Origin of the sequence: Microbacterium sp. HD4P20 (assembly GCF_019449275.2) — a bacterium.
Lineage (GTDB): Bacteria > Actinomycetota > Actinomycetes > Actinomycetales > Microbacteriaceae > Microbacterium.
In genome coordinates this window covers 62,368-80,555 of the sequence record NZ_JAHZQZ020000006.1, presented here as the reverse complement: position 1 = coordinate 80,555, position 18,188 = coordinate 62,368, and the positions used below count along the sequence as shown (strand labels likewise).

Below are 18,188 nucleotides of genomic sequence, written 5' to 3'. Positions count from 1 at the left end.
TACAAATCGGGCACGTGATTCAGTTGTTCGACCTGCACACCGAACCCGCCGTTACTGTGCAGCATGCACAATAGTGATCATGACCACCCTCGGTGAATTGACAGAAGCCGCGGGGCCGGCCCTCCTCGCGGTGGGGCCGTTCGATCCCGCCCGCCAGATCACCGGGGTGCACGTCTCGGAGCTCGCCGACCCGGGCCGCTATCTCGACGGCGGTGAACTGCTGCTGACCACCGGCATCCGTCTCACCGGCCGCGACGACGACGACGCGTACGTCGCGCGTCTCGCGGAGCAGCGACTCGGAGCTCTGGGGCTCGGGCTCGGTGAAGGGTGGGATGCCGTGCCCCCGGGCTTCGCCGAACGCTGCACGAACGCCGGCGTCCCGCTCTTCGTCGTGCCGGACGGCGAACCGTTCCTCTCCGTGACACGGTCCTTCTGGCAGCTCGCGGGTCGCGGCGAACGTGAGGCCGTCGCGCGGGTCGGCCACACCCACACGCGTCTGGCGGAGGCCGCTGCGGGCGCCGATCCGGTTCGTGAGGTCGTGCGGTTGACCTCGGAGGCGATCGGCGGCTGGGCGGCATGGGTCCCCCTCGACCAGGCGTCGCCGAGCGCGCTGCTGCACCCCGCGGGACTTTCGGGTCTCCTTCCGGCTGTCAAGGCCGACGTCGAACGCTCGCTGGAGCGCACCGGCGTCGCCGCTGCGTCATTCGTCGCACACGGTTCGGTCGTCGTCGCGCACCCTGTCGTCGCCAACAGCCGGACGCTCGGCGCGGTCGCCGTCGGAGCGAGCCGGCCGCTGACCCGCACGGACCGGCAGCTCGTACTCACGGCCGTCGCCGTGCTGCGGCTCGCGCTGCGTCGCCCCGGGCCCGTGACCTCCGCGGCACGCTGGGTTGCCCAGCTCGTCTTCGAGGGGGATGCCACTGCGGCACGCTCGCTGGCGCGGTCGGCGGGCGTCGAGCTGCCACTGCTGAGTCGTGTGCACGTGGGTGGAGCCGACGATGCCCCGATCGGCGACCTCGTGATCGAGCGCGACGGGGTGCGGCTGACGCTGGTCGACGCGGAGAGTGCGACCGACGGCCGGGGCGGAGCGCTCAGCGCCGCCGTCGCGCTCGAGGAGGTGCCGATCGCCGCCGCCCGAGCATTCGCGTTCTGGCGGCGCTCACCAGACCAAGCCGTTGTGGACTCGGCGGAACGGGCCGAGGACTGGGTGCGGCTGCTGGACGGTTCGCCGGTTCTCCTGGCCACCACGCGGGCTCATCTGGCGTCGGGCCGCCATGCCGAGCACACGGCCCGAGCGCTGGGGGTGCATCGCAACACCGTCCGGCAGCGGATCGCGGCGGCCGAACAGCTGCTCGGGGTGGACCTGGCGGATCCGGATGTGTCGGCTGAGCTCTGGCTGGCGCTGCGTCGACGACCCTAGCGACTGTCCGCGGCGAGCCACCGGAGCACGTCGTCGGTGTGCTCCCCCAGCCGCGGCGGCGCCATCGTCGGCGGCGGGATCGCCGGAGACCACGCGATCGGGGGTCGCACCTGGTGTGATACCCGGCCGTCGCCCCCCGTCGTCTCGTTCACCGGTTCCAATCCCAGCCGCTCTGCGAGCGCCAGCCCGTCACCGATGGTGTTCACGACGCCCGCCGCGACTCCCACGGCATTCAGCCGCTCTGCCCATGCCTGCGCCACGTCGGCGGCGAGCGCGTTCTCAAGGGCAGCCGCGAGCTCTTCGCGGTGCGCGACGCGGTCGGAGTTGCGGACGAAGCGGGTGTCGGCCGCGAGGCGCGGTATGCCGAGCACCGCGGTCATCTTCGCGAACTGCGCGTCGTTGCCGCACGCGACGGCGAGGGGACCGTCGGCGCACGCGAGCACCTCGTACGGAGCGATCGACGGATGCCGGTTACCCAGCCGCCGCGGTTCCACACCTGCTCCGAGCTGCGCCGACACCTGATTCACGAGAGCTGCCTGCAGACTCGAGAGCAGGTTGACGTCCACGCGCGAGCCGCGTCCGGTCAGCTCGCGCCGCCGCAGCGCGGCGAGGATGCCGATCACCGCGTCCTTGCCGGTGAGGACGTCGACGAGCGCCACGCCCGCCTTCATCGCCTCGCCGTCGAGGTCGCCGGTGATGTGCATCAGGCCGCCGACCGCCTGGGCGACGAAGTCATACCCCGGAAGGTCCGCGCCCGCCGCGTGACCGAAGCCGCTGACCGACGCGTAGATCAGGCGGGGATGGCGCTCTGCCAGCGCGGGCCAATCGAAACCCAGGCGTTCGAACTGCCCGGGGCGGAAGTTCTCGATGACGACGTCACTGTGGGCGATGATCTCGCGCGCCCGGTCGCGGTCGTCGGCGTCGGTCAGGTCCAGCTCGATCGACTCTTTGCCGCGGTTGGCCGACTCGAAGTACGTCGTCATTCCCGACGCGGCATATGGCGGGCCCCACGCGCGCGTATCATCGCCGGAGCCGGGTCGCTCGATCTTGATGACCCGAGCTCCGAGGTCGGCGAGGGTCATCGTCGCGAGCGGTCCGGCGAGCACACGAGAGAAGTCGGCGACGATCACGCCGTCGAGCGGAGCGGTCATGCGGCTCTCACCCGCAGGCGGCGCGCGGTGGATTCTCGGGCCACGACAGTGATCGGGAACTCGATGTCGGCACCCGGTTCGGCGCGCCCTTCGAGGACGTCCAGCAGCAGCGAGGCGCAGGCGACTCCCGACTCTCGCGGCCGCAGGTCGATCGATGTGATCGACGGCTGGAGGTAGGGAAGCGAGGGGTGATCGACGCACGAGACCACGGTGATGTCGTCGCCGACGACACGGCCCATCCGGCCCAGCACCGCGACCACCTCGATCGCGCTCGAGTCGGGGGCGCAGATGATCACGTCGGTCTCCGGGCGCTCGGCGAGCAGACGTTCGGTGGCCGCGCGAACCGCCGCCCAGGGCGCCTCGAACTCGATCGGAGCAAGCACCGGCTGAAGCCCGCGGCTGTCGCAGCCGCGCCGGTAGCCCGCGACCAGCTGGCGACCCCAGTCCGTGATGTCGGGTGCCACGAGCAGTGCGGGGTGGCGCGCCCCGGTGCGATCGATCTCGTCCATGAGCCGCAGCATCCCGCCTTCATGCGATGACCACACCACGCCCACGGGCTCGCCTTCGACATCGTCGGGAAGATGCTCCTGTGTGACGATCGGGATGCCGCTGGCGAACAGCGCCGGAAGCGCGGGGTCGCCCGACAACGGGTCGCCGATGATGAGCCCATCAGCGCGGATCGGCCGCGAGCGCCCCGACGACAGGGAAGGGCTCACGATCGTCACGTCGACGTCGTGCGCAGCCGCATGGGTGACGATCCCGAACGAGAAGGACATGTAGTACGACGATCGCGACACCACCTCGGGCAGGACGATCCCGATCGTGCCGATGGATCCGTTCCGCAGGTGGCGTGCCGCGGTGTTGGCGGTGTAGCCCAGGTCTGCCGCAGCCGCGAGCACGGCGTCGCGGGTCGCCGGCGAGACGCGCCCGCTTCCGCTCAGGGCATCCGACGCCGTCGTCTTGCCGACGCCGGCACGACGGGCGACATCGATCAGGCGCGCACGCCGAGGCCCTTGCATGCGGCCGATTCTAACCACACCCAGAAGACCGTAACCCGCTCGCAACAATGAGGGCCTTGCGCGGTAACACGAATTTCCCTTACCTTTGCCGGAACGTTCCGGCATCAGAGCCGGACACGTCACCCGACTCGGAGACCCGATGACCTGCTCCTGTTCCACCGGCACCCACGTGCAGCGCTCGCGCCGCCTCGGCGATGAGTCCGGCGCACCGTTCGCAACGCTCTCGGAGGGCGAGCTGCAGGAAGCGGCGGCGATCCTCCGCCGCCACGGTCGACTGGAGGAATCCCACCGCATCGCCTACATCGGCCTCGACGAACCCGACCGGCGCGAGGTGGTCGCCGGCCGTCCCGTCCCCCGCCGCGCCCGCGTGCAGCTGCTGGACGTGGCAACCGGTCATGCGAGCGACATCTCGGTCGATCTGGACCGCGGCCTCCTCGCGCGCGACGAGCCGATCGACCCCGCGGTGTCGGGCCAGGTGCCGTTGCTGAAGGAGGAGCACGTCCTCATCCGGGACCTGCTCGCGACCGACGAGCGATGGCTCGCGGCGCTCGCCCTGCGAGGCATCGACGATCCGGCTACGGTCGCCCTGGCAGGGCTCTCAGCTGGCCGCTTTCCGATCGAGGGTGAGGACGGGCGCCGCATGGCCCGCGTGCTCGGCCATCACCAGCCGACGCCCCAGACGATGCCGTGGGCGCATCCCATCGACGGACTGGTCGCGTACGTGGACCTCGGCGCCCGCCGCATCGCACAGGTCATCGACACCGGCGTCATGCCGATTCCGCAAGAGACGGCGGATTACCACGTTCCCGGTACGTTCGGTCCCGAGCGGACGACCCAGAAGCCGATCGTGATCCAGCAGCCGGAAGGACCGAGCTTCTCGTTCGACGGCGACATCGTATCGTGGGAGAAGTGGTCGCTGCGCATCGGCTACGACATGCGTGAGGGCTTGATCCTGCACGGGGTCGGCTTCGAGGATGCCGGGCGCGTGCGCCCGATCGTGCACAGGGCCTCGATCGCCGAGATGCTCGTGCCGTACGGCGACCCCGGCCCGGTCCGCTTCTGGCAGAACTACTTCGACACCGGCGAGTACCTGCTCGGCAGACTCGTGAACAGCCTCGAGCTCGGGTGCGACTGCGTCGGTGACATCACCTACCTCGACGTGCCGATCGCCGACGCGCTCGGTGAGGTCAAGGTGCTGCCGAACGCGGTGTGCGTCCATGAGGAGGATGCGGGGGTGCTCTGGAAGCACACCGAGCAGTTCACGGGAACGACCGATGTGCGCCGGCAGCGCCGGCTCGTGATCTCGTTCTTCGTCACCGTCGGCAACTACGACTACGGCTTCTACTGGTACCTCTACCTCGACGGCAAGATCGAGTTCGAGGCGAAGGCGACCGGCCTCGTCTTCACGGCCGCCTACGACGAGCGGGCGAGCCGCTATGCCAGCGAGCTCGCGCCCGGCCTCGCGGCGCCGTATCACCAGCACCTGTTCTGCGCCCGCCTCGATATGGCGGTCGACGACGGACCGGCGGTCGTCGACGAGGTGGACGTCACCACCGTCCCGATCGACGACGACAACGCCCACGGCACCGCGATCGGCTTCCGCGCGACGCGACTTTCCAGCGAGAAGAACGCCCGGCGGCGCTCCGACGCGTCGGTTGACCGTACCTGGCGCGTCAGCAGCACCACCGCGACGAACCGCTTCGGCCGGCCCGTGTCGTACGTGCTCGCAGGCGAAGGAAAACCCGTGCTGCTCGCCCAGCCGGACTCGATCATCGCGTCGCGTGCCCGGTTCGCCACCGCGGACCTCTGGGTGACGGCGTACGACGTGGACGAGCGCTATCCGGCGGGGGCCGTCGTGAACCAGAGCGCGGGTGAACAGGGCCTGCCGGCGTTCGTCGCCGACGACGCCTCTCTCGACGGCGCCGACCTCGTGCTCTGGCACACCTTCGGCCTGACCCACTTCCCCCGCACCGAGGACTGGCCGATCATGCCCGTAGACACCTGCGGCTTCGTCCTCAGACCGCACGACTTCTTCGACCGGAACCCGACCCTCGATGTCCCGGCCTCCGCCGCGGCATGCTCGTGCGCCCACGAGGAGCACGTGCACGCGGATGCTTCGCACCAGCACCATGAGAACCAGCACTCAGCTCGAAGGGAACACTAGAAATGCTCAAAGCAGCTCGAGCGGGCGCCGCGATCGTCGCGGTCACCGCCCTCGCCCTCACCGGCTGTGCCGCGGGAGCGGACACCTCGTCCACACCCCCCTCGCAAGAGGAGGCAGCACCCGGCTTCATCGCGGTCGCCGACGAGTCGTTCGACTCCGGCGGTGAACTCGTCGTCCAGGTCGACTACGACACCGCCGAAGCGAGCGGCCTCGACCCGCAAGGCGCCGCGACAGCCCGTTCGTGGATGATCGAAGGACTCTCGTACGAGACCCTCACCACCATCGACGAGAATCTGGCCGTGGCGCCGAACCTCGCCACGTCGTGGCAGACGCCCAGCGACACCGAGTACGTCTTCACCCTCGCAGACGACGCCGTCTTCTCGAACGGACGGGCGATGACCGCCGACGATGTGGTCGGCAGCCTGCAGCGATTGCTCGACAATCCCACGACGTGGACCGGCCAGCTCGGACCCGTGGCCTCGGTCGAGAAGACCGGCGACCTGGAAGTCACGGTGACGCTCACGGAGCCCTATGCGCCGTTCCTCGCCGCCCTGGCGAACACCCCGGCCGCCGTTCTTCCGATCGCAGAGATCGAGGCCGGCGAGGTGGACATCACCCAGGAGATGCTCGGCACCGGCCCCCTGGTGGCCACCGCGCATCGTCAGGACGAAGAGTGGACGTTCGAGCCCAACGAGCATCACCCCGACGCCGACTCGCTGGGGTTCTCGTCGCTGCGCATCGACATCGTCGGCGACGAGGCGACACGCGCCGCCGCCCTGCGTGACGGGTCGGCGGACTTCGCCGTGCTGAACTCGGCCGACTCGGCAGAGCTGCTCTCCAACGCCGCCGACGTCACGGTCGTGGGCCAGAAGAACACCGACTACCACTACCTCATGATCAACTCGGTCTCGGGTGACGAGGCGCTGCAGGACGAGGCGGTTCGGTTCGCGATCAATTCGGCGATCGATCGCGATGCGATCAACGAGCTCGCCTTCGGCGGCGCGACCGCCGCGTCCGGCGTGACTCCGGCGGGTCTGCCCGACAGCTGCGCTCCCGGCGAGCTTCCGTCGGCCACGTCGGACGCTGCCGCGGCCAAAGCCGTCATCGACGAGATCGGCGGGCTCGACCTCGACCTGCTCGTGTACACCGACGAACCGGTGCTCGCCCAGATCGCCCAGGTCATGCAGCAGAATCTGGCCGAGATCGGCGTCACCGTCTCGATTGAGCAGCTGGACTACGCCACCTACTCCGACCGCGTCTACGCCGATCCGTCCGACTTCGACCTCGCGCTGAGCTGGTTCGCCGGCTACGCCGACCCCGCGATGGTCACCACGTGGTGGAACCCGGGAGTCGCCGGCTTCTCGTCGGTGTACATGAGCGGATCGGACGAGCTGAACGAGCTCATCGCCGCCGGGTACTCGACCGAGCCCGGAGAGGCACGCGCAGGCGTCTTCACCGATCTCTGCGCGCTCGCGGACGAGCAGAGCGAGATGATCCCGCTGGTGCTGCGCCCGTCGACGATCGCCTGGAACACCGCGTCGGTGAGCCCCACGCTCACCACCGACGAAGGCTACGGCGACTTCCTGCGTCACATCACCGAGTTCCGCGCGGGCTGACATGCCGGTCGTCCTGTGGTCGCTCCGGCGGGTCGCCGCCGCACTCGTCACGCTCATCGGGGTGTCGGTGCTGATCTTCGCCTCCGTGCGGTTGATGCCGGGCGACTACACCGACCTCGTCCTGGGTCCGCTCGCCTCTGAGGAGCAGCGGACCCAGGCCGTGGCGGCATCGGGCCTGGACGCGCCGATCGTCGAGCAGTACTTCCGCTGGCTGTTCGGCGTCTTCACCGGCGACCTGGGGTTCTCGTTCGTCTCGAACGTCTCGGTCTCGGAGGAGTTCGCCGCGCGGCTTCCCGTCACCGCGACGATCGCCGTCGTGACGATCGTCGCCACCCTGCTGATCGGCATCCCTCTCGGTTTCCTGTCCGCCCTGCGCTCGGAGGGCTCGGCGGGAGCAGCCGGACGTCTCGTCAGCGCGCTCGGCATCAGCATCCCGGAGTTCCTGCTCGCCGGCGTCGTGGTCTTCGCCGTCTCGACGCTGGGGCTGGGAATCTCGGTCGGCCAATACGCCCCGTTCACCGAGGATCCCGGCCGGTTCGTCGGGTCGCTCGTGCTGCCGATCGCGGTGCTGTCGATCGGCTGCGTGGCCGTTGTGGCACGAAGCACACGGGATGCCGTCATGAACGTGCTGGTGGAGCCGCATGTGCAGGCTGCCGTTGCCCGCGGCGAGACGCCGGGCTTCATCGTCCGCCACCATGTGCTGCGCAACGCCGCCGCTCCGATCCTCACCGTCGTCGGATCCCTGATCGCCGTCCTTCTGGGTGGGACGGTGATCGTCGAGTTCATCTTCAACGTCCCCGGCATGGGCTCCTACCTGCAGACCGCGCTCGGTCGCCGCGACTACGCGATCATCCAGGCCGCGGTGATGCTCGCGGCCGGGGTCTTCATCATCACGAGCCTTCTGGTCGACCTCGTCGCCAACGCGCTGGATCCGAGACTGCGCTTGACCGGACGGAGCCGTCGATGACCGTCGCCCCCACTGCCACCTACCGCGTCCGCGCCGCCGGCGCGGCGACCCGGGGCGCCTGGCACAAGATGGACGGGCTGATGCGCCTGGCCGTGATCGTGCTCGCCGTCATCGTGCTGGCGACCGTCGTCGCGACTCTCACAGGGTTGGCGGGGTCGACCAGCGCGACGGTCGGCGGTCGTTTCGACGGCCCGTCAGCCGTCGCGCCCCTCGGCACCGACAACCTGGGCAGGTCGCTGCTTCCCCGGATCTTCGAGGGCATCGCGACGACGCTCGTCGTATCTCTCATCGCGGTCGTCTGCTCGGCACTCCTCAGCACGGCTCTGGGAATGCTGGCCGGCTACTACGGCGGTGGCGCGAGCGAAGTGGTCATGCGTGTCGTGGACGTCCTGTACGCCTTTCCCGCGCTCGTGCTCGCGATCCTGGTCTCGGCGCTCATCGGGCCTGGGCGGCCCGCGGCGATCATCAGCATCATCGCCATCACGATCCCCCTGATGACGCGCGTGGTGCGCATCGCGACCCGCGCCGTGGCAGAGCGCGACTTCGTCGTGTCGGCCCGCATCAGCGGCGTGCGCACGCCGGTCATCTTCGTGCGGCGCCTCCTGCCGAACATCGCCGGCACGGTCGCGGTGCAGGCGAGCTACGCACTCTCGGTCGCGATCCTCGTGGAGGGCGGACTCAGCTTCCTGGGCTTCGGAGTCCAGGTACCCGAAGCATCCCTCGGCCTGCTCATCCAGCAGGGAATGCTCTACATGACCCTGGCGCCCCAATTGCTGATCGTCCCGGGCATCGTCCTGGTCGTGTCGATTCTGTGCATCAACATCATCGGCGACGGACTGCGCGACCGATTCGAGCCCCGAGAGGCGAGGTCCCTCACATGACCGCCGTACGCATCCGCGACCTCGTCCTCGAGTTCACCGGCACAACGACCGTCCGCGCACTCGATGGGGTTGATCTCGAGGTGGCCGAGGGCTCGTCGCTCGCCATCGTGGGCGAGTCCGGCTCAGGCAAGTCGACGCTGGCGTCGGTGGTCGGCCGGCTGCAGCCGCGCTCGGCGCGCATCGTCAACGGCACGCTCGAAGTCGGGGGCGTCGACGTCCTCGCGCTCGACGCCGGCGGCCTTCGGCGATACCGGCGCGACGCCCTCGCCTACATCGCGCAGGATCCGATCGGCTCCCTCGATCCCACGATGCGCATCGGCAGGCAGCTCCAGCTCGTCCTGAGTGCGATGGGCGACGACACCTCCACCCGGAGGCAGCTCGAGCTGCTCGAGGCGATGCAGATCGAGAATCCGGCGCGCGTCATCCGCCTGTTTCCGCACCAGGTCTCGGGCGGCATGGCCCAGCGCGTGGCCATCGCAATGGCGATGTGCCGCACGCCGAAGCTCCTGATCGCCGACGAGCCGACCGCTGCGCTCGACAGCCAGGTGCGCGAAGAGGTCGTGAGGCTGCTTTTCGACCAGGCCCGCGCACAGGGGACCACAGTGCTCTGGCTCAGCCACGACCTGCCGGCGGTTGCCCGATGGTGCGACGAGGTCGCGGTGATGTACGCCGGGCGCGTCGTCGAGCGCGGACCCGCGCAGGCCGTGCTGGGTCAGCCGGTTCACCCGTACTCGCGGGCCCTGGCGGCGACGGATCCCTCGCGCGCCCGTCGCGGGGAACGGCTCGCCAGCATCCCAGGCGCACCGCCGATGCTGCACGGCCCCGCGGAAGGCTGTGCGTTCGCGCCCCGGTGCCCGGCGCGAATCGAGGCTTGTGCGACGACCCGGCCCCAACCCGCGGTCACCCGTCACAGTCTGTGCATCCGCACCGAGGAGCTGCTGGCACAGGACCGCCAGGAGGTGATCGCATGAGCGAGTCGGTGTCCGCTGCCGGCGCGGTGGTGGAGCTCGAAGACGTCTCGGTGACGTTCGCGTCAGGCGTCGGGCGGGGCCGCCGTGAGGTGCGCGCCATGTCGGGGGTGTCCTTCGCGGTCGCGTCCGGCGAGACCCTCGGGCTGGTCGGCGAATCCGGATCGGGGAAGTCGACCACGGGCGCCGTGGTTCTGGGACTGCAGCGGCCGAACTCCGGCGTCGTCCGCTTCCAGGGCGAGCCGCTGAGCCGCAGCCTGCGTTCGCGTGCCGGCCGGATGCAGGCGGTGCTGCAGCACCCGCGGTGGGCACTGGATCCCCGCTCGACCGTACTGGAATCCGTGCTGGAGCCGCTGCTCGTACACGAGCGGCGCAGCCCCCGGAGCGAGGCGCGCGCGCTGGCGATGCTCGAAGACGTCGGGCTGCCGGCCGCGTTCGGCGACCGCCGACCCCATCAGCTCTCGGGAGGCCAGCTGCAGCGCGTGAGCATCGCGCGGGCGCTGGTCACCCATCCCGCCTTCATCGTCTTCGACGAGGCCGTCAGTGCGCTCGATGTCTCGGTGCAGGCCCAGATCCTCAACCTGATCCAGGACCTCCAGCGCGAGCATTCCTTCGCCGCACTCTTCATCTCTCATGACCTCGCGGCCGTGCGGTACATCTCCCACCGGGTCGCGGTCATGCGCGCCGGCGAGATCGTCGAACTGGCGCCCACCGAGGTCTTCTACGACCTGCCCAGCCATCCGTATTCGCGTCAACTGTTCCAGGAGCTCTCCCCGTGACCGACACCCATCGCCCCGCCCCCGTCCTGCCCATGGGCCCGCGCCGCTCGAACGGCGACTTCGCTCTCGCGCCCGTCCACGGCAGCGATCGTGGGCAGGTGGCGTACGACTTCCCCGGTGTCCTGATCGGAACGGCGGAGTACGCGGAAGGTCCGACAGGGGCCACCGTGCTCTGGTTGCCGGATGGCGCGCGCACATCCGTCGACCGCCGTGGTGGAGCCGTCGGCGCGAGCGGCCTGTACGGCTTCAACCATGCCATCTGCCTCGCCGGGGGCTCGGTCTACGGCCTGTCGGCCGTCGCGGGGGTCTCGGAGGCCCTGTTCGAGCGCATCGACCACCGGTCGGGCTTCGATCAGCTGCAGCTGGTGTCGGGGGCGATCATCTACGACTACTCGGTTCGCGACAACTCCGTCTTCCCCGATGCCGCGCTGGGCAAAGCCGCGCTGGAGGCCGCGCGACCGGGCGTCGTCGAGGTCGGCCGCGTCGGCGGCGGCGCCTCGGCATCGTCGGGAAAGGTGGATGCCGCGCGCGTGGAGTTCACGGGGCAGGGCGCCGCTTTCCGACAGGTGGGCGACGTCAAGGTGCTCGTGGTGACGGTGCTCAACCCGTACGGGGTCATCCTCGACCGTGACGGGCGGATCGTGCGCGGCAACTACGATGCGTCCAGCGGCGAGCGCCGGCATCCGGCGGCCGATTATGAGGCTGCGATCGGAGAGTCCCGTCTCGTCGACTCGATGGCGGGAAACACCACGATCACCGCCGTCGTGACCAACGTCCGGCTGAGCGATGTCGAGCTCACGCAGTTCGGCCTGCAGGTGCACAGCTCGATGCATCGCGGCATCCAGCCCTTCCATACGCCCCTCGACGGCGACACGCTCTTCGCGCTCACAACGGACGAAGTGTCACTGCCGGCCGATCCGGCCACCTCGCGGGGGCGCCTGTCGCTGAACTCGACGGCGGTGGCCACTCTCGCGGGCGAGACCGCGTGGGATGCCGTCCTCTGTGCGGCCGGCTGAGCTCGTGTACGAATTCGAGAAGTATCGCGCACCGTCTCAGCACGAGGTGCGCGATCTGGTCCGCGGCAACCCCTTCGCGCTCATCGTGTCGAACGGAGGCGGTGCGCAGGGGGCGCCGACCGTCACGCATGCGCCGGTCATCATCGAGCGGATGCCGCAGCACGGCGACTTCGTCGGCGCTGAGCTGCTCGGCCACATCGCCCGCAAGAACCCGCAATGGCAGCAGCTGAGCGACGACGAGTCGGTACTTCTGGTGTTCTCGGGACCGCACGGCTACGTCTCGCCCACGACATACGCCGACGACCCGAATGTGCCGACGTGGGACTACGCCGCCGTGCATCTGACGGCGCGCGTGACGGTGCTGGACGACCGCGCGAGCGGGATGCACGTCGTCACCCGGACGGTGGAAGAACTGGAGGATCTGGAGACGGCGCCCTGGGACATGGCGACGTCGCTTCCCACGTTCGAGCGCATCGTGGGCGGCATCGTTTCGTTCCGCTTCGAGGTGATCGAGCAGCGTGCCGTGTTCAAGGTCAGCCAGGACAAGCCGAAGGACGTCCGTGAAAGGGTGGCGGCGGCGGCCCGGGCTCGGCCCTGCCCCCACGGCGACGTGGCGGCGCTCGTCGAGCGCATCGGAGGTGACGAATGATCGTGCACCAGTGGACGGCGCTCGGTGACGACAGTCTCGAGGAGGGGCGCAGATTCGGAGCCGCGTGGGCACCGCAACTGACCGGATCGGTCGCCTCCTACCTCGAGCTGTTCCACCGGTCGGGGGTCACGACCGCCGTCGCGACCGAGGTCGCCGAGGGCTGTCGTGAGGCGACCGAGCAGCACGCCCCGGCAGTGGCCGCCGAGTTCCGCGGCATGGCCGATGGCAGCGGGCTGTCGGTGCAGGACGTCTACCTGCTCGCATCCCGCACCGAGGTGCTGGCGCGGATGACGCCGTCGATGGAGTGCTCGACGATCGTGCATGTCCCGGTCGACGGCGGTGCACCACGCACGCTGCAGACGTGGGATTGGCATGAGACGCTCTCGAACGAGACCGTGGTGCGGCGATTCCGTGCGCACTCCGGCGCGCGGGTCGCGACGTTCTGCGAGTTCGGTCAGCCGGCGAAGATCGGAGTGACCGACCGAGGGCTCGGCGTGCACTTCAACATCCTGCATCATCGCTCCGACGGCACTCAGGCCGGCGTCCCCGTGCACGTCCTCGCGCGGATGATCCTCGAAGAAGCGCGCACCGTCGACGAAGCCGCCGCGATCGCCGCGAGCGTGCCTCTTGCCGCCTCGAGCGTGTTCACGGTGGCGGTACTTCACGACGGAGCTGCCGAGGCCGCGGCCATCGAGGTGTCCCCCGCCGCCGTCGCCGTCATCGCGGCGCAGCCGGGGCACACCCTCGCACACACGAACCACTTCCTCGACGCGACTCTCGCCGCGGGTGAGTTCTCGCCGTACGAGACCACGAGCGTTCCGCGATACGACTGCCTCGTCGACGCCGCCGACCTCGCCCGGATCCCCGACCACCGCGGGCGGGCGCTGGCATTCGGCGCCATCCGCGACGCGCCGATCTCCGTCCGACCGCGGGCAGATCAGCCGGCCCACCTGCGCTGGGAGAGCAAGCTGACGGTGGCCCTCGATGTTGCGGATGGCGCACTGGAGTACGCGGCCGCAGCGCCGGCCGACGTCGCCGACGCCGCGTGGGTGCGCGTCAGCGCCGCGTGAGCGAACTGCTGCACGTCGGAGCGCTCGTGCCCGCGGTTCTGGGAACGGGCGCGCTCGTGCGGCGCCGTCGCCTGCTGCCCACGTCGGAGATCGTCGCTTCGATCCTCATGCTGGTCGGGATGGCCGACGCGATGCTGTGGCACCTTGTCGCGCCGGTGTACTGGAGCGCGGCGTTCATCGCCATAGCTCTCGGACTCGTCGTGGGACGCCGCCCCGGCGTGATCGTGCGCGGTGGCACCTCCGCACACCATGTCCGGGCGCACGTGGCGCTCACCGCGCACGTCGCGCTCGGACTTGTGGTCATGGCGGCTCTGCTCGTGGCCGCCGGGAGCGGGGCACACGCAGCACCCGCCGACGGCCACTGCCACTCGTGTGGTGGCGGCATCGACGGAATCCGCCTCATGGCGCTCGCGCTATGCGCCGGCTATGTGCTCGTCACAGCGTGGTGCAGCCGCTCGGCACACCACACGTCCGGCGGACGCCTCCACTACTGGATGATGGCGCTCTCTGCCGTTGCGATGGGCGCGATGACGCTGGTGTGAGCCGTCGTCTCAGTCGTTGAGCCGGTCGAGGAGGTCGACGGCGGCCCGCGCGTACTCGCCGATCCAGCGGTCGTGGATGCGCTTGATCGGCAAGGGCGAGAGCGAGAGGTGACGCTCGCGGCCGATCCTGCGTCCTGAGACGAGCTCGGCGCTCTCGAGTACCCGCAGGTGCTGCAGCACCGTCGTGCGATCCACCTCGGGGAAGCGCGCGCACAACGCACCCGTGGTCAGCGGCTCTTCCTTGAGCGCGTCGAGCATGCGACGCCGCAGGGGCGACGCGAGGGCTTTGAAGACTGAATCGTCGTCGGTCCCCTTGCCCTCGGCATCCGTCATGTTATAAAACTACAACATGTCGAACGAACTGAGCTCTCTGTCTTTCACCGTGTCGGGCCGCGTTGCCCGCCCGGTCGCACAGGTCTACGAGGCCGTCGCCGATCCTGATCAACTGTCGAAGTACTTCACCACCGGTGGCGCCCGAGGACGCCTCGAACCGGGCGCCGACATCTCATGGGATTTCGCCGACTTCCCCGGCCGCTTCCCCGTGACCGTCGTCGAGGCCGACCCGCCCCGCAAGCTCGTCATCCGCTGGGAGGGACGATCCGCCCTCGAGAAGGAGACCACCACGACCTTCGAATTCGAGCCGATCGATGACAACGCTCGGACTCTCGTCACGATCACCGAGGAAGCCTGGCAGCTCACCCCCGACGGCGCGAAGAACGCGTTCGGCAACTGCGAGGGCTGGACCGGGATGCTGAACGCGCTCAAGGCCTGGGTCGAGCATGGCATCAACCTGCGCGAAGGGTTCTACGCCTGACATCCGTCGACCGTGCACGGCCGGCATGCGTCACCGGGAGCCGTCCGAAGAAGACCACCGGTGACGCTGCCTCGGCCACGCGATCGGTTGTGATCAGCTGCGCGGCGGGTTGGCGGGCAGCCACTCCTCGAGGGTCGTCTCGAAGACCTGCGCGCCATCGACGGGCATGAGCGTGCGCTCATCAATGCGCGCGCCGAAGTAGGGCGCCTCGGGGTCGGTGACGACCTCGCGCGGGTCGCCGCGGAAGGCGAGGCCGCGGCGCACGAGCTCGTCCAGGCCCATCACCTCGGGGCCGGCGATCTCGATGTCGGCGTTCAGCGGAGCGCCCGCGGCCGTGCGGGCCACAGCCGTCGCGACGTCCTCCGCGGCGATCGGCTGCATGAGTCCCGGCGACAGGTGGATCGCCTCGTTCTTGCCCGACACCGCCGCGATGCTGCTGATGAACTCGAAGAACTGGGTCGCGTGGACGAGCGAATACGGGATGCCCGACTCGCGGATCAGCTTCTCCTGCGCGGCCTTGCCGTGGAAGTACGAGATGTCCTGCGGGCGGTTCGTGCCGACGACCGTCAGGGCGACGTGGTGACCGACGCCGGCCTCGCGCTCGGCGGCGATGATGTTGCCGGTGGCGGTCGTGAAGAACTCCATGACGGCGTCCGGCTCGAACGACGGCGAGTTCGACACGTCGACGACGACGTCCGCACCCTCGAGGATCTCTTTCAGCCCCTCGCCGGTGACGGTGTTCACACCCGAGTTCGGTGACGCCGCGATCGCCTCGTGGCCGTGCTCGGTGAGCTTCGCGACGACCTTCGAGCCGATGAGCCCGGTGCCGCCGATGACGATGATCTTTGCCATGATGTGCCTTTCGTGTCACGAGCGCGGGAGAAGAGGAACGCTCACCAGCTACGACAAGATGGACGGCCTCGCTGTGACGGGTCCGCCCGATCTGTCGACTCCGGATGCCCCGGCCCGGGGGTTCAGCGGCGGTTCCAGCTCTCGAGCTTGTCGGGATTGGCGACGAGCCATGCTTCGCAGACCAGCGACTGCCGCACCCGCAGCACGAGCACCCCGACGACGGTGGCGTCGCGACGGACCACGACCCCCGGCATCCCGTTCACCGACTCGATGACCGCGTCGACCTGGGGGTCGCTCAGCACCGACAGGAGGTGACGGACGACCGCGACCCGCCCCTGCAGCGGCGTGCGCGGTGCCGGCACGTGGCCGCCGCCGTCCACGGTGAGCTGCACGTCGGGGTGCAGCATGCGGGCGAGCGTCGCGGCATCCGTCGTGCTCGTCGCGGCGATCAGCGCTCGGGCCGCGCGCTCATGTTCGGCGGCAACGAAGGTGGTGCTGGTGCGCAGGTACTTCAGCCACGTCGCCCGTCGGCGGGTCATGCCGCAGCCGGGGCGGCGTGCCCCAGCTTGTCGGGGCTCATCGTCCACAGCACCTGGATGATGCCTTCGTCGGACATCGTGAGCGCGCACGTGGTCATCACCCCGTCGGCGTCCGAGATCGTCGCGGCGGGCCGGCCGTTGAGTTCGACCCAGTCGATGGTCTTGCCGATCCAGAAATGGCTCGAGAAGGCGGCGATGAACTTCGCGACCCGACTGCGACCGGCGACGGGAATTCGGGCGGCCAGCTTGACGCCGTTGCCGTCGGTGTAGCTGACGACGTCGTCGGCGAAGAGCTTCTCGAGCGCCGAGACGTCGCCCTTCTGCGCGGCGTCGAGGAACGCCTCGAGGAGCCGGCGATGCTCGGACGCCTCCACCTGGGCGCGCTTGGCCGACGCGAGGTGTTTTCGCGCGCGACTGACCAGCTGCCGGGCGCTCTCGACAGTGGCCCCGACGATGTCGGCGATCCGCTCGTACGGATAGTCGAGGGCCTCGCGCAGGATGTACGCGGCGCGCTCGGTGGGCGTGAGCTTCTCGAGCGTGAGCAGGATGGCGAACTGCAGCGCTTCGCCGCGCTCCGCGCCCAGCGCGGGGTCGGCATCCGTATTCACCGGCTCGGGAAGCCACGGCCCGATATACGTCTCGCGGCGAGCCCGAGCGGACTGCGTCGCGTTGATCGACAGCCGTGTCGCGATCGTCGCGAGGAAGGCAGCCGGCTCGAGGATGCTGTCGCGGTCGGTGTTCTGCCAGCGGATCCAAGTCTCTTGAACGATGTCTTCGGCGTCCGCGACGGTGCCCAGCATGCGATACGCGATGCCGAAGATCCTGCGCCGGTGCTGTTCGAAGACGTCGACGGCCGAGTCCATATCATCCGCGTCCGCCGCGGGCGCCGTGCTCAAACCCATGCTGCCTCTCACTCCGGTCGCCGCGCTCAGCGTACGCCCGCAGCCGCGTGTGCGGCGAGACCGGAGTTGTCGGGCACCTGCACGCGCCACTGGTGGAAGGTCGTCGGGGCGATGATCGCGTCCGCGTCGGGCAGCAGCTCCCACCGGTCCAGTCGTGCTCCGAAGTACGTCGCGAGGGGGTCGGCGACGACCTCGCGTTCGTCGCTGGTCCATTGCAGTTCCCTTTCCGCCAGCTCGCGCAGCTCGAAGATCTCGGGGCCGGCGTGCTCGACGATCGACTGGGTCGGGCGTCCGAGCGCCGTGCGGGCGACGGCGGCGGCCACATCGTCGGCCGCGATGGGCTGCACGAGCGCGTCGGCGACGTGGGCGATGCCGCTGTGCATCGCCGCGGCGGTGATGCTGCGCACGAACTCGAAGAACTGCGTGCCGTGCACGATGGAGTACGGCCGGCCGGATGCCACGATCAGGCGTTCCTGCGCAGCCTTGGCCTGGAAGTACCCGCCCTCCGAACGCGCGAGTCGGTCGGTGCCGACGACCGAGAGCGCGACGTGGTGCCGCACGCCGGCGGCGTCGCCGTACGTGAGCAGGTTCATCGTCGAGGCGTAGAAGAACTCCCGCGCGGCCTCTTCGTCGAGGTACGACGAGTTCGAGGTGTCGACCACCGTCTCGACGCCCTCGAGCGCCTCTTCGAGCCCTTCGCCTGTGTACGAATTCACGCCGGTCGCGCGTGCAGCGACGACGACGTCGTGGCCCGTCTCCCGCAGCCGCGCGACCACGCGGGTGCCGATCAGGCCCGTTCCTCCGATGACAGCGATTCTCATATCGATCCCTCTCCGTCG

19 protein-coding genes are annotated in these 18,188 nt (G+C 69.5%); 12 read left to right on the top strand and 7 right to left on the bottom strand.

Annotated features, from left to right (window positions below; genetic code table 11):
• Window positions 1–79 precede the first annotated feature (79 nt).
• Window positions 80–1,420, top strand: coding sequence for a PucR family transcriptional regulator (locus tag K0817_RS01195; protein ID WP_253735103.1), 1,341 nt, complete (start codon window positions 80–82; stop codon window positions 1,418–1,420).
• Here the strand turns inward: K0817_RS01195 and K0817_RS01190 are convergent.
• The gene (locus tag K0817_RS01190) at window positions 1,417–2,571 is read right to left on the bottom strand and encodes a CaiB/BaiF CoA-transferase family protein (protein WP_219979267.1); all 1,155 of its coding nucleotides are present in this window, start codon (window positions 2,569–2,571) and stop codon (window positions 1,417–1,419) included. The two genes, K0817_RS01195 and K0817_RS01190, sit on opposite strands and share 4 nt — an antisense overlap.
• Window positions 2,568–3,590 (bottom strand): LacI family DNA-binding transcriptional regulator, encoded by a 1,023-nt coding sequence (locus K0817_RS01185; protein WP_219979266.1) that lies wholly within the window; start codon window positions 3,588–3,590, stop codon window positions 2,568–2,570. The genes K0817_RS01190 and K0817_RS01185 overlap by 4 nt, the downstream gene beginning before the upstream one ends.
• Window positions 3,591–3,729: 139 nt before the next feature.
• On the opposite strand from K0817_RS01185, the gene K0817_RS01180 reads away from it, so the two are divergent.
• The 10 genes from K0817_RS01180 to K0817_RS01135 are packed head-to-tail and all read left to right on the top strand — an operon-like array spanning window position 3,730 to window position 14,242.
• The gene (locus K0817_RS01180; RefSeq protein WP_219979265.1) at window positions 3,730–5,754 is read left to right on the top strand and encodes a primary-amine oxidase; all 2,025 of its coding nucleotides are present in this window, start codon (window positions 3,730–3,732) and stop codon (window positions 5,752–5,754) included.
• 2 nt (window positions 5,755–5,756) lie between these two features.
• Window positions 5,757–7,370, top strand: a complete 1,614-nt coding sequence (locus K0817_RS01175; protein ID WP_219979264.1) for an ABC transporter substrate-binding protein — start codon at window positions 5,757–5,759, stop codon at window positions 7,368–7,370.
• Window position 7,371: 1 nt separating this feature from the next.
• Entirely contained in the window at window positions 7,372–8,337 is a 966-nt protein-coding gene (locus K0817_RS01170) for an ABC transporter permease (protein ID WP_219979263.1), read from the top strand.
• Window positions 8,334–9,218, top strand: a complete 885-nt coding sequence (locus K0817_RS01165; protein WP_253735102.1) for an ABC transporter permease — start codon at window positions 8,334–8,336, stop codon at window positions 9,216–9,218. Before K0817_RS01170 ends, K0817_RS01165 begins: the two co-directional genes overlap by 4 nt.
• Complete coding sequence (locus K0817_RS01160) at window positions 9,215–10,189, top strand: ABC transporter ATP-binding protein (protein ID WP_219979262.1); 975 nt, start codon at window positions 9,215–9,217, stop codon at window positions 10,187–10,189. The genes K0817_RS01165 and K0817_RS01160 overlap by 4 nt, the downstream gene beginning before the upstream one ends.
• Window positions 10,186–10,965, top strand: a complete 780-nt coding sequence (locus K0817_RS01155) for an ABC transporter ATP-binding protein (RefSeq protein ID WP_219979261.1) — start codon at window positions 10,186–10,188, stop codon at window positions 10,963–10,965. The genes K0817_RS01160 and K0817_RS01155 overlap by 4 nt, the downstream gene beginning before the upstream one ends.
• Window positions 10,962–11,981, top strand: coding sequence for a P1 family peptidase (locus tag K0817_RS01150; RefSeq protein ID WP_253735101.1), 1,020 nt, complete (start codon window positions 10,962–10,964; stop codon window positions 11,979–11,981). The genes K0817_RS01155 and K0817_RS01150 overlap by 4 nt, the downstream gene beginning before the upstream one ends.
• Window positions 11,956–12,630, top strand: coding sequence for an FMN-binding negative transcriptional regulator (locus K0817_RS01145; RefSeq protein WP_219979260.1), 675 nt, complete (start codon window positions 11,956–11,958; stop codon window positions 12,628–12,630). The genes K0817_RS01150 and K0817_RS01145 overlap by 26 nt, the downstream gene beginning before the upstream one ends.
• The gene (locus K0817_RS01140; RefSeq protein ID WP_219979259.1) at window positions 12,627–13,700 is read left to right on the top strand and encodes a C45 family peptidase; all 1,074 of its coding nucleotides are present in this window, start codon (window positions 12,627–12,629) and stop codon (window positions 13,698–13,700) included. Before K0817_RS01145 ends, K0817_RS01140 begins: the two co-directional genes overlap by 4 nt.
• Window positions 13,676–14,242: a hypothetical protein gene (locus tag K0817_RS01135; protein WP_253735100.1), complete on the top strand. Its 567-nt coding sequence runs from the start codon at window positions 13,676–13,678 to the stop codon at window positions 14,240–14,242. Before K0817_RS01140 ends, K0817_RS01135 begins: the two co-directional genes overlap by 25 nt.
• Before the next feature lie 9 nt (window positions 14,243–14,251).
• Here K0817_RS01135 and K0817_RS01130 read toward each other — a convergent pair whose 3' ends face one another.
• Window positions 14,252–14,575, bottom strand: coding sequence for a helix-turn-helix transcriptional regulator (locus K0817_RS01130; RefSeq protein ID WP_219979257.1), 324 nt, complete (start codon window positions 14,573–14,575; stop codon window positions 14,252–14,254).
• Window positions 14,576–14,591: 16 nt separating this feature from the next.
• Here K0817_RS01130 and K0817_RS01125 point away from each other — a divergent pair, with 16 nt between their 5' ends.
• Window positions 14,592–15,056, top strand: a complete 465-nt coding sequence (locus tag K0817_RS01125; protein WP_219979256.1) for an SRPBCC domain-containing protein — start codon at window positions 14,592–14,594, stop codon at window positions 15,054–15,056.
• Window positions 15,057–15,149: 93 nt separating this feature from the next.
• Here K0817_RS01125 and K0817_RS01120 read toward each other — a convergent pair whose 3' ends face one another.
• The 4 genes from K0817_RS01120 to K0817_RS01105 all read right to left on the bottom strand — a co-directional run bounded on the left by K0817_RS01120 (window position 15,150) and on the right by K0817_RS01105 (window position 18,170).
• Complete coding sequence (locus K0817_RS01120) at window positions 15,150–15,908, bottom strand: SDR family oxidoreductase (protein ID WP_219979255.1); 759 nt, start codon at window positions 15,906–15,908, stop codon at window positions 15,150–15,152.
• 122 nt (window positions 15,909–16,030) lie between these two features.
• Complete coding sequence (locus K0817_RS01115) at window positions 16,031–16,447, bottom strand: hypothetical protein (protein WP_219979254.1); 417 nt, start codon at window positions 16,445–16,447, stop codon at window positions 16,031–16,033.
• Complete coding sequence (locus K0817_RS01110) at window positions 16,444–17,349, bottom strand: RNA polymerase sigma-70 factor (protein WP_219979253.1); 906 nt, start codon at window positions 17,347–17,349, stop codon at window positions 16,444–16,446. Before K0817_RS01110 ends, K0817_RS01115 begins: the two co-directional genes overlap by 4 nt.
• A gap of 26 nt (window positions 17,350–17,375) precedes the next feature.
• Window positions 17,376–18,170, bottom strand: a complete 795-nt coding sequence (locus tag K0817_RS01105) for an SDR family oxidoreductase (protein WP_219979252.1) — start codon at window positions 18,168–18,170, stop codon at window positions 17,376–17,378.
• Between the last annotated feature and the right edge of the window lie 18 nt (window positions 18,171–18,188).